7 protein-coding genes are annotated in these 14,945 nt (G+C 60.3%); all 7 read left to right on the forward strand.

What is annotated here, in order from left to right:
• Nucleotides 1–417 precede the first annotated feature (417 nt).
• The 7 genes from HHL15_RS09335 to HHL15_RS09365 all read left to right on the forward strand — a co-directional run bounded on the left by HHL15_RS09335 (nt 418) and on the right by HHL15_RS09365 (nt 14,909).
• Nucleotides 418–7,932 carry an SDR family NAD(P)-dependent oxidoreductase gene (locus tag HHL15_RS09335; RefSeq protein ID WP_328825012.1) on the forward strand — a complete coding sequence of 2,505 codons (7,515 nt, stop codon included), beginning with the start codon at nt 418–420 and terminating at the stop codon, nt 7,930–7,932.
• On the forward strand, nt 7,929–9,260 hold the full coding sequence (locus tag HHL15_RS09340) for an aminotransferase class I/II-fold pyridoxal phosphate-dependent enzyme (RefSeq protein WP_169145497.1): 1,332 nt from the start codon (nt 7,929–7,931) through the stop codon (nt 9,258–9,260). Before HHL15_RS09335 ends, HHL15_RS09340 begins: the two co-directional genes overlap by 4 nt.
• Before the next feature lie 126 nt (nt 9,261–9,386).
• Nucleotides 9,387–10,484 carry a hypothetical protein gene (locus tag HHL15_RS09345; RefSeq protein ID WP_169145498.1) on the forward strand — a complete coding sequence of 366 codons (1,098 nt, stop codon included), beginning with the start codon at nt 9,387–9,389 and terminating at the stop codon, nt 10,482–10,484.
• A 5-nt stretch (nt 10,485–10,489) separates the two neighbouring features.
• Entirely contained in the window at nt 10,490–11,269 is a 780-nt protein-coding gene (locus tag HHL15_RS09350) for an ABC transporter permease (RefSeq protein ID WP_169145499.1), read from the forward strand.
• A complete protein-coding gene (locus tag HHL15_RS09355) occupies nt 11,266–11,916 on the forward strand; it encodes an ABC transporter ATP-binding protein (protein ID WP_169145500.1) in 651 nt (216 codons plus the stop codon). The genes HHL15_RS09350 and HHL15_RS09355 overlap by 4 nt, the downstream gene beginning before the upstream one ends.
• A 10-nt stretch (nt 11,917–11,926) precedes the next feature.
• A complete protein-coding gene (locus HHL15_RS09360; RefSeq protein ID WP_169145501.1) occupies nt 11,927–13,219 on the forward strand; it encodes a glycosyltransferase family protein in 1,293 nt (430 codons plus the stop codon).
• A 40-nt stretch (nt 13,220–13,259) separates the two neighbouring features.
• Nucleotides 13,260–14,909: a methyltransferase domain-containing protein gene (locus HHL15_RS09365; RefSeq protein ID WP_328825013.1), complete on the forward strand. Its 1,650-nt coding sequence runs from the start codon at nt 13,260–13,262 to the stop codon at nt 14,907–14,909.
• The last annotated feature ends 36 nt before the right edge of the window (nt 14,910–14,945 follow it).

Raw genomic sequence — 14,945 nt, forward strand, 5'->3', positions numbered from 1 at the left:
GCGATTGGGCAGCTCTTGGGCTTTACGGAGTCTTGCCATGCCCGCCTGCCGTGTGTTAAATATTTCTAATGCCGTGGTGCTTTCTTGCTGATGACAGAAAAAATCATATGGAATGATCCGGGGTGCTGCCAGGAGGGGGCATGGTAGTTCTTCACACCATGCAGGTTGTAAAAACCGGTAAAATGTAAGCTTGGTGCAAGCTTTGCATTCATTCGGCTTTTTTGGGGGTTTGGTTGCATCAAAATTGCTGATTTCGACAGAGAGCGTGCTGATGAGTTGCGGTGGGTTTCGGGTGAGTGCTTCTGTTGCGGTAGTGGTAATGAGTGTAATTCTTGAATCGGCGGTGCAATGAGTCAATCAGGGGCGTCTCGGGTCGGAGGGGGGGCGGCTGCCGGTGGCTTGTCCGGTTGTTCGGACGTGGCCATTGTCGGTCTGGCTTTCCGTTTTCCCGGCGATCTATTCAACGAGGCAGGGCTCTGGCAGGCCTTGCGGGACCGCCAGGATCTCATCGGTACAATTCCTTCCGATCGCTGGGCCGTTGGCGAATTGTGCCATCCGCGGCGTGGCGAGGCAGGGCGGAGTGTCACGTTTTCGGCCGGTGTGTTGTCCCGCATCGATGAATTTGACGCGTCCTTCTTCGGCATTTCACCGCGCGAGGCTGCCTGGCTCGACCCTCAGCAAAGGCTCTTGCTGGAGCTGGCCTGGGAAGCGACGGAAAATGCGGGTATCCCGGCATCCGCCCTCGCCGGCTCCGATTGTGCCGTGTACGTCGGCATGTCCAGCCTGGATTACGGAACCCGCGGGCTGGACGACCTGGCCAGCCTGTCCGCTTATTCGATGACGGGCAATACCCTGAGCGTGGCGGCGAACCGGCTGTCCTATGTGTTTGATCTGCATGGGCCGTCCCTGGTTGTAGACACGGCCTGCTCCTCCTCGCTTGTGGCGCTGCATCACGCATGCAACAGCCTGCGTTCGGGAGAGGCCTCGACCGCCCTGGTGGGCGGAGTCAACCTGTTGCTGCACCCCTATCCCTTTGTGGGCTTCACCAAGGCGTCCATGCTGTCGGCGGGAGGGCGCTGCAAGCCCTTTGACGCGTCGGGGGATGGCTATGTGCGCTCGGAGGGGGGCGCGGTGCTGATTCTCAAGCCGCTTGAGAAGGCGCTGGCCGACGGAGACGAGATCCATGCGGTGATCCTGGCGAGCGGTGTCAATGCCGACGGGGCGCGCAAGACAGGCATCACCATTCCCAGCAGTGCCGGCCAGGCCGAATTGATGCGGGAGGTACTGGCCCGCAGTGGCCTCGCTGCGGATGAGGTGGACTTTGTCGAGGCGCATGGCACGGGCACCGCAGTTGGTGATCCTGTCGAGGCCGCGGCTATTGGGCAGGTATATGGTCGCGCTCGTTCGCGGCCCTTGCCGATAGGCTCGGTCAAGGCCAATCTCGGCCACCTGGAGCCGGCGTCGGGCATGGCTGGTTTGATAAAGGCTGTCCTGGCACTCAAGAACCGGGCATTGCCTCCCGCCCTTCATCTCGATAAGCCGAATTCGCATATTGATTTCGCGGGGCTCAATCTCGAATTGGTCACCGAATACCGGGCACTCGAAAAGCAGAATGGCCGGGCCCTGGTGGCGGGTGTCAATTCATTCGGGTTCGGTGGGGCCAATTCCCACGTATTGCTGCAGGAATATACCCCTGTCTATTCTGTCGGGCAGGCCGAGCCTGTTGCGGGTTTGCCGCCCTTGTTCATTTCTGCGCGTGGGCATGCCGCCCTGAAAGCCCTTGCGGGGCATTACGCCGCGCTGCTTGATGGGGCATCGCCGGAAGCGTTTTACGACCTTGCGCATGCCGCCGCTTATCGACGGGACCGCCTTGACAGCCTTCTGGCGCTGTCGGCGGCAACGCCGGAGGAGGCTCGGGAATCCCTGTCCCGTTATGCTGCGGGCGAAATGCCCCGGGGTCTGGTCGTCGAGGATGCCCTGCCTCAGGCGGGCGATGTGGCCTTTGTTTATTCGGGCAACGGGGCCCAGTGGGTCGGCATGGGCCGTGCCATGCTGGCCGGGTCAGCCCGCTTTGCCGAGATCCTGGCCGGGCTCGATGAGCAGATGCGCGTGCCGGCCGGGTTTTCCCTGCTGCTCGAGTTGCAGGCAGACGGAGACGCGGCAAGGCTCGATGACACCGTAGTGGCTCAGCCCCTGCTTTTTGCGATCCAGGTGGCGGTGACCATGCTGCTGCGGGAACGTGGGGTCGAGGCGACGGCCGTGTGTGGCCACAGCGTGGGGGAAGTGGCGGCGGCATGGGCTGCCGGCGCACTGTCCCTTGAGCAGGGCATTCGGGTCATCTGCGCGCGCAGCCAGGCCCAGGGGCTGACCCGAGGCGCCGGGCGCATGGCTGCGGTTGGTCTGTCGGTTCAGGCCATGCGGGCCGTGCTGGCCGAATCGGGAGGCGATGCCGATATCGAGGTTGCCGGCATCAACAGTCCGGACAGCATCACGATATCCGGCAGCCTGGAAGGGCTGCAGCGTCTGCGCGGGCCGATCGAAGCCCGGGGCGTGTTCTTCCGCCTGCTCGATCTGGACTATGCCTTCCACAGCCGGCACATGGACCCGATAGCGTCCGATCTGGCCGGACGGCTGGATGGGCTGGTGCCCGAGAGGGGCGGGCAGGCCGTTTTCGTCTCGACGGTCACGGGCGACGTGCTTGATGCAGCCGCCCTTGGCGCCGACTACTGGTGGCGCAATGTGCGTGAGCCGGTGCGCTTTGCGGATGGTGTGGCCAGGCTCGCTGCGCTGGGCTGCCGGGTGTTCGTGGAGATCGGCCCGCATGCCATCCTGCAGCGCTACATCACCGAATGCCTGGGGGCGGGTGGGCTGGTAGGGCGGGCTCTGCCGACCCTGAGGCGCAATGATGATGCCCCGGAGCGGATAGCCGATACGGCCCTGCGCGCCCTTCTGCTGAATCGCCGACAGAATCTCGAGGCCTGCTTTCCCCGGGCCGGGCGACGGGTTCGCCTCCCCAACTATCCCTGGCAGCGCGAGCGCCACTGGCATCCGGCAACGAGCGAGGGGCTGCGGGCGATCATGCGTCGGCGGGTCCATCCCCTGTTGGGCTGGCCTCTGCCTGAAGCCGAGGCGGCCTGGGAGAACATTGTCGATCCCGTGCTGGAGCCCTGGCTGGCAGACCACCGGGTGGGCGGGGCTATCGTCTTTCCCGGCGCCGCCTACCTCGAGCTTGCGCTTGCCGCCGCGCGGGAGTGGTGCAGTGGGGATGCGTTCGTCGTGGAGCAGCTCGACATCGTCGCGCCGATGGTCTTCGACGGCGAGCATGCCCGCAGCGTTCACTTGATCGTCAATCCCAGGGATGGGGGCTTCCAGATCCGCAGTCGCCAGCGTCTGGGGACGGATGAATGGGTGCTCCATGCGGCCGGGCGGCTGCTCGAAGCGACTGGCCGGCTGGCCTTGCCGGTGATACCAGCGCCGGAAGCGCACGCCCGCTACGTTGCGCACGAAACGCATTACCGCCTTGCGGAGAGCCTCGGTCTTGATTACGGGCCCGCCTTCCGGGGGTTCCAGGACGCGCGGGTGGACGGGGCCCTGCTCGAAGCCCGTGTGGCCTTGCCGGATGCGCTGGACGGGCAGTCCTTCCTGTTGCATCCGGCGGTGATGGACCTGTGTTTCCAGTCCCTGGTGGATTTCTTCGGTGAAGCCATTGCCGCAGGGCGGGGGATTGCCTTCCTGCCTGTCAAGGTTGGGCGGCTGGATGTTGTCGGGCATGACCAGGTGACTTCCTTCCGGGCCCGCCTCAAGCGTGGCAGCGCCCGCTCCGTTGTGGCGGATTTCGAATTGCTGGACAGCCGTGGCGGCTTGCTTGCGCGGGCCTCCGGCTGTCGTTTCCGGGCTGCGCCCCTGAAGCGCCACGACCGCCATGCGGTGTCTGCCTGGGAGACCCGCGTCGTGCCCTTGCCGCACCCGGTTGATGCGGCAAGCGCGTCCTTGCCGGCCCTGCCCGCGATGCTCGATAGCATGCGGACCGGGCTGGCGGCACGGGCCGGGGAGCGTCTTGGATGGTTCCGGGAGACCTTGCCGCTGGTCGAGGCCCTGACCTTGTCCTTCGCACATCAGGCCATGCTTGGCCTGGCGCTTGCCCACCCTGACGACTGGCGGGCCCGTCTGGCCACGCCGCATGCGCGCTGGGTGGCAGCCCTGCTGGAGCAGGAGGGGCTGGTGGAGCAGCAGAGGGGGCGTGCCGTGGTGGTTGCCGAGCCTGATCTGCCACCTGCCGATGAGTTGTGGCGGGTGTTGCTGCAGGATGCCCCTGCCTGCCTGCCGCAACTGGCCTTGCTGGGGCGCGTGGGCGCCAGGCTGCCAGAGTTGCTGCGAGGAGGTGCCGACGCTGGCGCTTTGGTTCGGGAACTGCGCCATTCCCCCATCGCGGAGGCACGCCATGATGATGATCCGGCCTACCTGGGCACCCGGCTCGCGGCTGAGGCGCTGCTGCGCAAGCTGACCCGGGAGTTGCCAGCCGGGCGGAAGCTGCGTGTCCTTGAGCTTGCTGCCGGCTCCAGCGAATTGCCCAGAGTTGTGGCCGCCACCGGTCGCAATGATGCCTTCGACTACGTGCTGGCGGTGCCGGACGAGGAGGTTCGGGCACGCCAGCATGCCGAGTACCACGAGCAGCCTGGCGTGGCGGTGGTGCACCTTGATGCGTCCAACTGGACGCTGACTGCCGGGCAGGCTTTGCCTGCGCCCTTCGATGTGGTCATCGTCCGCCATTGCCTGCACCGTGCCAGCGACCCCCGGGGAGCACTGGCGCAGGTTCGGGCCTGGCTCGCCAGGGGAGGCGTCGTGCTGCTTGCAGAACGTCACCCGGACTGGAGTGCGGACTTCCTGGAGGGGCTCGACCCTGCGTGGTGGCAACAGCCCGAGGGCGAAGCGCTCGACAGCCTGCCGCATTCATCGCTGCGTTCCCCTGTTGTCTGGCAGCAGGCCCTGGCGGATGCAGGCTTCAATCCCTGCGAGGTTCTCACCGAGACGGCCGGCGACGGTCTGGCTGTGGGGGCTTACCTGCTCCTCGCCAGAAAGCCTGATGAGGATGCCGCCGATCCGGTGGTGCCGGAGGCCGGCACCACCAGCTGGTTGCTCCAGGCCGACGAGGCCTCCGTTGATCTCGCCCAGCGCCTGCGTGGCAGGCTGGAGGCGGAGGGCCAGCAGGTGGTCGTGACGACGGAGCGGGAAGACGTGCTGCCGGAAGGGCTCGGCAACCTGGTCTGCCTGCGGGGCTGGAACGACACCTCGGACAAGGCCGGACAGGGGCTTGCCGAGCTGATGCGTGACGTGCAGGCGCTCGGCCGGCGCTCCGCGCAGGCTCCGCGTCTGTGGTGTGTCACCCGTGGTGGCGCCATGGCGTCCAGGGTGCCGGCCGGTTCGGCGCCCAAGCCCTGGCAGGCCGCGCGGTGGGGCTTCGGGCGTGTCGTGATGAACGAATTTCCCGCGCTGGGCTGCACCCTGGTTGACCTGGCCTGCGATCCGGCCGGGCCGGACACGCCCCTGCGGCTAGGGAACGAGTTGCTCAGGCCGGATGGTGCCAGCGAGATCATCCTCTCTGCCGGCGCGCGCCATGGTTTGGTGCTGGATGCCGCGGCTGGCGGGCGTTCGACCGTGGCGTCCGAGGGGGCACGCTTCCGTCTGGACTTCCACGTGGCAGGGCAACTGCGCAATCTCGTGTGGCTGCCCGGAGTTGAGACCCCCCTTGGCGAGGGCGAGATCGAGGTCCAGACCCGGGCCACCGGACTGAACTTCAGGGATGTGATGTACCTCATGGGGCTGCTCCCCGATGAGGCCGTGGAGAACGGCTTTGCCGGTGCCAGTCTGGGGCTGGAGTTCTCCGGTGTGGTCAGCCGGGTCGGCGCCGGCGTGCGCGACCTGCAGCCGGGCGATGCGGTGATGGGCTTCGGTGCCTCCTGTTTTGCCAGCCATGTGCTCACCCGGGCGGACGCGGTGGCGCGCATGCCCGAGGAGTGGACCTTCGAGGCTGCCGCCACGGTGCCGACGGTCTTCCTCACCGTGTATTACGCGCTGCGCCAGCTGGCCAACCTCCAGCCCGGCGAGCGGGTGTTGATCCACGGTGCCGCCGGTGGCGTGGGGATTGCCGCGATCCAGCTGGCCCGCCATATCGGCGCCGAGGTGTTTGCCACTGCCGGCAGCGCCGAGAAGCGTGACTTCGTGAGGCTGCTGGGAGCCCACCATGTATTCGATTCCCGTAGCCTGGCGTTCGCCGACGACGTTCTCGCGGCGACCGGGGGCGACGGCGTGGACGTGGTGCTCAACTCCCTGGCAGGCGAGGCCATGCGGCGTAGCCTGGATGTGCTCCGGCCTTTTGGGCGCTTCCTCGAACTGGGCAAGCGGGACTTTTTCGAAAACACCCCGCTTGGCCTGAGGCCCTTCAAGAGCAACATCAGCTATTTCGGCATCGATGCCGACCAGCTGCTCACCGGCCGTCCGCAACTCGCTGCTCGACTGTTCCGGGAAGTCATCGAGCTGTTCCGTGAGGGCGCACTATCGCCCTTGCCGCATCGCGTCTTCACGACCGACCGGGTTGTGGATGCCTTCCGGGTCATGCAGCAGGCCAGGCACGTCGGCAAGATCGTCCTGAGCCTGGAAGGGGCCCGGCCGCTCATCGAGCAGGCTCGGGAGGCCCACCCGGATGTGTCCGGAGCCCTCGGCGGATGCTGGCTGGTGACAGGCGGCCTGAGTGGATTCGGCCTGGCCTCGGCGCGCAAGCTGGCAGACCTGGGAGTTGGCCGCTTGATCCTGGTGGGGCGCCGCGGCGCCGATACACCGGGGGCTGGCGAGCTGCTTGCGGAGTTTGAAGCCCGCGGGGTGGAGGTCCTGGTCGAGGCCTGCGACGTGACTGACGGCGCTGCCGTGGCCGCGCTAATCGCCCGTGCCGGTGAGGGCATGCCGCCCCTCAGCGGTGTGTTGCATGCCGCCGCGAGCTTCGATGACCGGCTGATTGCCAATCTTGATGCGGACGGGCTCCAGGCCGTCCTGGCCCCAAAGCTGCTTGGTGCCTGGAACCTCCATCAGGCCACGTTGACGCTGCCGATCACGCATTTCGTGTTGTATTCGTCGGTGACCACTGCCATCGGCAACCCGGGGCAGGGCAATTACGTCGCTGCCAACGCAGGCCTTGAAGGTCTGGCGGCCTTGCGCTGCAGCATGGGGTTGCCCGTCCATTGCATCGCCTGGGGGCCGATCGGCGACGCCGGCTATCTCACGCGCCACGAGGCGGTGAAGGACAGCCTCGCCCAGCGTCTCGGCCGCCCGCCTCTTGAGGCGGAAGAGGCGCTGGCCGGCCTGGCCGGGATCCTCGCCGGGCCGTCGGGTCTGCACACCCTGGCGAACTTCGACTGGAGCGCGCTCTCGCGCCTGCTGCCGTCCTCGGGCAGCAGCCGGTTCGCGGCCCTCAACCAGACCCTGGGCGAGGTGGCCCAGGTCTGTGACATCCAGGACATCCGTGCCCTCATCGCCGGACGTTCGCCCGGCGAGATTATCGAGCTGGTGCGGGGGCTGGTGGTGCAGGAGGTGGCGCAGATCCTCAGTGTCGGGGCAGAACGCATCGAACCCCATCGCTCCCTGCACGACCTGGGCATGGATTCATTGATGGCGGTGGAGCTGGCACTCGGTCTGGAGCAACGTTTCGGCATTCAGTTGCCGGTCATGATGCTCAACGATGCACCTACGGTCGATAAAGTCTCCGCCCGCATCATCGAGAAGCTGACCGGCGGCGAAGGCGCTGACACTCCTGAAACAGCGGACGCGCTGGTTGCCGGCCTGGTCCAACAGCACGGAGAAAGCATGAGCCCGGATGAAATAAAGGGGCTTGCGGACGAGGCGCGAGCGCTGACCCGCCAGGGCGCGAGGCTGACCGAATGAGCCGTTCTCCAATCGGCCAGCGGGCCAGAACTCAATTGATCGACCGCATCCTGGGCCGCAAGGCGGGCGGCGGCGCGGGTAGCGACGACAGCTTGCCGGCCTTGCGGGTAAGCGCCCGGGCCGACGTTCCGGAGGCATTCACCCGCTTCGATCGCCACCCTGGCTATGAAAAGATGCTGGTCCCCAAGGCCGCCGCCAATCGCCTTGGCCTGACCAACCCGTTCTTTCGCTCCCACGATGCATCCGCCGGCGCCACCACCCTCATTGGAGGCCGGGAGTACATCAACTTTTCAAGCTACAACTACCTGGGCCTGTCCGGGCACCCGGCAGTGAACAAGGCCGCCATTGACGCCATTGAACGTTACGGCACCTCTGCCTCGGCCAGCCGCCTGGTGGCCGGCGAGCGGCCCGTCCAGCGGGAGCTGGAGCTGGCCCTGGCAGAACTCTACGAGGTTGAGGATTGCGTCGTTTTCGTCAGCGGACACGCTACCAACGTCAGCACCATCGGCTATCTCTTCGGCCCGAAGGATCTGGTCGTCCATGACAGCCTGATCCACAACAGCGTGCTCGAAGGCATCCGTCTCTCCGGCGCCGCCCGCAGGGCCTTTCCCCATAACGACAGCCAGGCCCTGGACAGCCTGCTTGCAGAGGTCCGCGGCCAGTTCGAGCGTGTCCTCATCGTCGTGGAAGGGCTCTACAGCATGGATGGCGACATCCCCGATCTGCCAGCCCTGATCGACATCAAGCGGCGTCACCAGGCCTTCCTGATGGTCGATGAGGCGCATTCCCTCGGCGTGCTGGGGGCGACTGGTCGCGGCATCCGCGAGCACTGCGGCGCTGCAGGCAAGGACGTGGATATCTGGATGGGTACCCTCAGCAAGGCCCTGGCCAGCTGCGGCGGCTACATCGCCGGCGAGCGTGCGTTGGTGGAACACCTCAAGTATGCGGCCCCCGGGTTCGTATACAGCGTGGGCATGTCACCCCCCCTGGCCGCCGCATCACTGGCCGCCCTGAAACTCATGCTGCAGGAGCCCGAAAGGGTCTCACGCCTGAGGGAGCGCGCAGGGGTGTTCCTTGCGATGGCGAAGCAGGCCGGGATAGATACGGGATATTCCCAGGGCTATGCCGTCGTCCCGGCCATTCTGGGCAGTTCGCTGAAGGCAGCGAGGCTGTCCAATCTGTTGTTTGAACGGAATATCAATGTGCAGCCGATCATTCACCCGGCGGTGGAGGAAAAGGCGGCGCGATTGAGGTTTTTTATCTGTCAGGCGCATTCGGATGAACACATAAAAGTGACGATGAATACCTTGATGGAGTCCGCCCGTTGAGCCGGGTTTGTATTCAATTGCGGCGTGTCAGCTCCGAGGTGCGTGGGCATGAGACGCAAGCTGATTTTCTCTCGCGGTCCTGATATGGGATGCGAGAGGACTTCCTGATATAGAAAGAGTTTTCTGATGACAGGCCTGTTGAAGAGCAAGATTTTTCTGCTGACCACTTTGGTTCCGACTTTGGCATCAGTCGTGTACTTCGGTGTAGTGGCCTCTGATGAGTACGTTTCCGAGTCGAAATTCGTGGTTCGGACTCCGGAGCGCGCTTCTCCGTCACCTTTTGGACAATTGTTGCGAAGCTCGGGCTTTTCGAAGACGCTGGATGACTCCTATGTCGTGCAGGAGTACATGCTGTCCCGTGATGCCCTCTCGCTACTTGAGTCTGATCTGTCGTATAGAAAGGTCTACGAGCGGAATGGGATGGACGTATTCAACAGCTTTCCCGGAGTCTTGTTCGATGATTCCTTTGAAACGCTTTACAGGTTTTACCTCAAGAAGACCAGTGTTGATACAGATAATGCAACGTCAATCACCACACTGACGGTGGTAGCTCCGACCCCCGAAGGGGCGAGGACCATCAATCAGGTCTTGCTTGAGGCAAGCGAACGGCTTGTAAACAAGCTGAACGAGCGCGGCCGCCAGGATGCGCTGAAGACGGCGAAAGGCGAAGTCAGTGAGGCCGAGGATGACGTGAAGAAGTCCGCTGTCAAGCTGGCGTCATATCGAAACCAGTCCTCGATAATTGATCCGGAGCGCCAGTCCGCCATAAATTTGCAGCAGATAGCAAAGCTGGAGGATGAATTGGTCATGTCGAAGCTTCAGTTGCAGCAAGTGCTTATTTCTGCGCCAAATAATCCCCAGATTCCTTCGTTGAAGTCCAGAATTTCACACCTAGAGAAGAATATTACGGAAGAGAAGGCGCGCGTTGCTGGGAGTGGCAGATCAACCTCTCTTGCGTCCAAGTCGGTAGCCTATCAAGAGGTTCTCCTTGATAAAGAAATAGCCGAGAAGAAGTTGATGGTGGCTCTCGCCTCCCTTGAAGCGGCTAAGTCGGAGTCTCAGAAGAAGCATATCTACCTCGAGAGGATCGTTGAGCCGAACGCACCTGATTTTCCTCTGCTTCCCAAGCGAATCAAGGGGGTGTTGACCACATTTTTTGCCGGTCTGCTGGCATGGGGGGTTCTGTCCCTCGTAACGGCAAGTGTTCGTGAGCACATGGAGTGACGCCCATGTCCCGTGCTAGTGCGTTGCTGCTCAATGTCAGAGTTATATGGGCGTTGGTTCTGCGGGAGATTATTACTCGCTACGGCAGGGAGAATATCGGTTTCTTGTGGTTGATTGTTGAACCGATGCTATTCACCGGTGGAATTGCAATATCGTGGTCTTTCTTTGCGTCGCTGCACGGACATCGAATCGGTGTCCTCGAGTTTGCTGTGACAGGATATTCGTCAATTCTGCTCTGGCGCAATTGTGCCAATAGGGCAGTGAACGGTGTTCAGCCAAATTTTGACCTGCTCTACCATCGGCGGGTGAAGGTCTTGGATGTCCTCGTTGCACGTTGCCTTCTGGAGATTGCGAGTGCCACGCTATCTTTTGTGGTGCTAACAGTCGCCTTTGTTTTTCTCGACATGATGCCTGCACCTCGCGACCTCATGCAGGTCATGATTGCGTGGTTCTTCTTGGCGTGGGTCTCCGTCGCCATAGCTCTGGTCGTTGCCGCTTTGAGCGAAATGTCCGATTTGGTCGAGAGGGTGTGGCATGTGGCTACCTACCTGTTCTTTCCCTTGTCAGGCGCATTATTCATGGTGGATTGGCTCTCGCCCGCGATGCAGAAGGTCGTGCTGTGGATTCCCATGGTTCACGGGCTTGAAATGCTTCGGGGAGGGTATTTTGGGCCGAGTATTAGAACTTTATTCTCGGTTGAATATCTTTTTTTGTTCTGCGGGATTTGTACCTATCTCGGTCTTTTGCTGGTCAAGGTCATGTCCAGACGGGTTGTTCGGAAATGATTACCTGTGTCAATCTCACAAAAAAATACAAGACCCGAAGCGGTTTTAATGTTTGCATTGATGATGTTTCATTTTCCGTTCAAAAGGGGGAGCGCCTGGGAATCCTTGGGAAGAATGGTTCCGGGAAGTCCACATTGATTCGACTGATCGCAGGGGTTGATGCTCCGACCAGCGGGCATGTCAAAAGGGAAATGAGCGTATCGTGGCCCCTGGCCTTCGACGGTGGGTTTCAGGGAAGCTTGAGTGGGATCGACAACATAAAGTTCGTTTCGCGAATTTATGGAATGGACTTCAAGACTTGCCGGGATTTTGTGAGTGACTTCTCCGAGCTCGGGAAGTCTCTTTGGGAGCCTGTCAAGCATTATTCGAGTGGTATGCGCTCGAGGCTTGCTTTTGCGTTGACCTTGTCAGTGGATTTCGATTGCGTTCTGATAGATGAGGTTATTTCCGTCGGAGATTCTAGATTCCAGCAGAAGTGCCACGATGAATTGTTTGTGAAGCGTCCAGAGCGCTCGATCATTCTGGTCTCACACCATCATGATGTGGTGGAAAGATACTGCACGCATGCTGCTGTACTAAAAGCCGGAAAACTGACGATTTGTAGTGATATCTCGTCAGCTTACGAGGAATACGAAAATAATGCTTGAGGTAGGTCTCATGAAGAAAAAGTTAGGAATTGTCAGTACGTATGATGAGCTTTGTGGTATCGCTGGATATACCAAACACATCGAGCCTGTGCTGAAGGAAGCATTCGATGTTGAGGTCTTTGATCTCAATCAGTTCATTTTGCGCACCCCCGGGCGTCTGGCCCGAAAGTTGGGTGACGTGGAAATCGAGAGGATTTGTGAGGGGTTGAAGCAGTGTGACTGCGTTAACATTCAACTTGAGCACGGAACGCTTGGTATCGGGCATAAAGACATTGTTCGTCGACTCGAAATGCTGGTCAGGGCCAGCAAGAGTGTGTCGATAACATTTCACACGATCTTGAAGTCTGATCCTTTTGATTTTGACGGGTTTTTCAAGAAGCTGGGTGGGTTGAGGATTGGTGCTGCACTGGGGCAGATTTCTTCCTACAGGAAGAACAACTATCTCTTTCTTCAAATCAACAGCATGATTCGCCGGGAGCAGAAAAGGCGAGAGCTCAGTGTGATTGTTCACACGAGGCGCGATGCGAATGTCTATCGGACATTTCAGAAGTTTGATCGTGTATTTCATCACCCCCTGTCTTTTCTGACCGAGTCACAACGGGATGAGGTGCTGAAGGGCGCGAAGCGGGACCTCTTTCCGGTCTTGAGAGGACTTGATCCGACGGTCAAGATTGTTGGGGTTTTTGGTTTCGTGGGAGAGTACAAGGGGGTTGATGTGGCCATTCAGGCTTTGTCTCATCTGCCCAGTAACTATCATCTCGTTATTTTTGGTGGTGTTCATCCCAACTCAATAAAGCCTGGTGTTCCAATTGACCCATATGTTTCGAAAATTCTCTCACTGATTTCGCCGAACAGGAACGTGTTTACGTCGCTGCTTGAGGACGGAGGGAGCGTGAACGTCAATTTGAGTGGCGCGGATCTTGCAGGTCTGCAGGACGTGCCAATAAGGAATAATCTTTCCGAGCGTGTTCATTTTGCAGGTGCTCTCAGCGATGCCGATTTCGCGACTGCAATCGCACTGAGTGATGTTGCCTTGCTTCCGTATAGAGAGGTTGGGCAGGCGTCGTCCGGCCCAATGAGCATTGCTAATGAGATGGGTAGTACTATCTTGGCGTCTCGGACAAAGGCGTTCATGCAGTTCGAGAAGTACCATTCTGGCAGAGTTACTTTCTTTGAGCAGGGGAATTATCTTCAACTTGCCAAGCTTGTCCTGGCAGTGGATGGGACTGCTCGACTCCCTTATCCGGAGAGATTTAATGCGGAAACGAATCTGCAAGTGTACTGTGAAGCCCATGGGGCTTGAATAGAAGCTATGTCAATGATGGTTTTGCTCATGGGTTTGTATGTATCAGGTTGACGTGGGTAGGTGGTCTGACATCGGGTCGTTCTCCGAGGACTGGGATCGGAGGGCGTGTGCCGTTTCTGCTTTCATCCCGAAGGGGATGAGGATTCTTGATGTCGGGTGTGGTCGGATGTCATTGGAGGCTTTTTGTCCAGGCAGCCATTACTTTCCTGCTGATCTCGTGGCCCGGGACGAGAGGACCATCGTTATCGACATCAACCGCGATGGATTGCCGGAGTGTCGGCTCGATGGCGTGGATTTGGTAACCATGCTGGGTGTTGTTGAGTACGTCAGTGATTTTTCAAAGATACTCGAGGATATTGCTGCCAGCCGCCGTGCCTTGCTGTTCACTTATTGCGCAGTTGATTTCTTCCCGAAGAAGAATGCGGCGCTGCGTTACGATAGGGATGGTTGGTTTAACAGTTTCTCCATCTCGGATCTGTGTCGGATGACCGCCGATGCGGGTTTCAAGATCGTTCGATACGACGTTTTCGATTGCAGTCAGGCTGTTTTTCTGGTGGCTCCGTTGGGGTCGGAGGATAAGTTCGAGCAAGCAGCCTATCGACTCAGGTCCCGCAGCGAGATAGTTCGGGCTATTCGTCGTTTGCGAGGAGTGCCGCGAAAAAAGCTTGTTTTGGCCGGTTTTTTCGGGCGCGGTAACGCCGGCGATGAGGCTCTGTTGCAGTGCGTTTACGAGTCGTTTTGCGATGATTTTGATATTGCGATCGCAGTCGATGGTCACGGAGCCTATAAGGGCTTCTGGGATTGGTATCCGTACAATAAGTCCAGGATTTTTCACCAGTGCGCTACCGAGATATTCTTCCAGTCTCCATCGACGGTAGCTGGACTTATCGTCGGCGGAGGAGGGCTTCCCGTAGGGTTTTGCGCGAATCTCGTGTTCGCTGCGAAGGCCAATGGAATTCCAGTGGTGTTGGCAGGCGTTGATCTCTTTGAAGATTGCGATGAAAGCGCAACACGTGCGGTGGTGGATTATCTGAATCTATTTGATTTCTTTTCTTATCGGTCCGAGAAGCGTGAGCAAGGTGTCATCCCGCTGCTCCGGTGCGAAAATGCTCTTGGCGCCGATTGGGCCTTGCGTTTGTGCGTGGATGAGGCTGAGGATATCAATCCGGATCCACAGCGAGCTGTGCTGGTATTGAGGGAGTACCCACAGGGAGCACTGCGGGAGGATTACCTCAGTACTGTAAGAGAGGTTGTGCGCTTGGTCGAGCGGGAAGGCTACAAGGTTGTCATGGCTCCTTTTTGTCCGGAGGATGTGCGTTTTCTCGACCAACTTGGAGTTCGTAAGGAGTTTGATGTTGTCGAGCTATGGTCGAACCCCCGTCGGATGAAGCAACTGATTGCCTGTAGCGGGTTGTTGGTGAGCATTGGTAGGCTCCACCCGATCCTCTTTGGGGTTGACTGTCCAGTGAGGATCGTGGCTGTGGCGCCGCCCGTTGTCGGCTACGAGAATGTCCTGTCAGACAAGATCATCAAGATTTGCAGGGACTTTGGGGTTCCGTTCGTGTTTGGTGTTGACCAGTTCAAGGCCGTGCTACCGAAGCTACTGCCCGTTGACAGGGAAGTGGTGCTTGCTGCCAAACTGCGGCTGGACCGCATAGTGGATAGAATTTACGACAGGTTGGTATGAGGGGTTTCTTGCCCGGTTCTGCGATGGGGTGATATT

Origin of the sequence: Zoogloea dura (assembly GCF_012927165.1) — a bacterium.
Classification (GTDB): Bacteria; Pseudomonadota; Gammaproteobacteria; order Burkholderiales; family Rhodocyclaceae; genus Zoogloea; species Zoogloea dura.

Coding starts and splice junctions, on each gene's coding strand:
- HHL15_RS09360 (WP_169145501.1), top strand. CDS start 11,927: ATGAAGAAAAAGTTAGGAATTGTCAGTACGTATGATGAGCTTTGTGGT.
- HHL15_RS09345 (WP_169145498.1), top strand. CDS start 9,387: ATGACAGGCCTGTTGAAGAGCAAGATTTTTCTGCTGACCACTTTGGTT.
- HHL15_RS09355 (WP_169145500.1), top strand. CDS start 11,266: ATGATTACCTGTGTCAATCTCACAAAAAAATACAAGACCCGAAGCGGT.
- HHL15_RS09340 (WP_169145497.1), top strand. CDS start 7,929: ATGAGCCGTTCTCCAATCGGCCAGCGGGCCAGAACTCAATTGATCGAC.
- HHL15_RS09350 (WP_169145499.1), top strand. CDS start 10,490: ATGTCCCGTGCTAGTGCGTTGCTGCTCAATGTCAGAGTTATATGGGCG.
- HHL15_RS09365 (WP_328825013.1), top strand. CDS start 13,260: ATGTATCAGGTTGACGTGGGTAGGTGGTCTGACATCGGGTCGTTCTCC.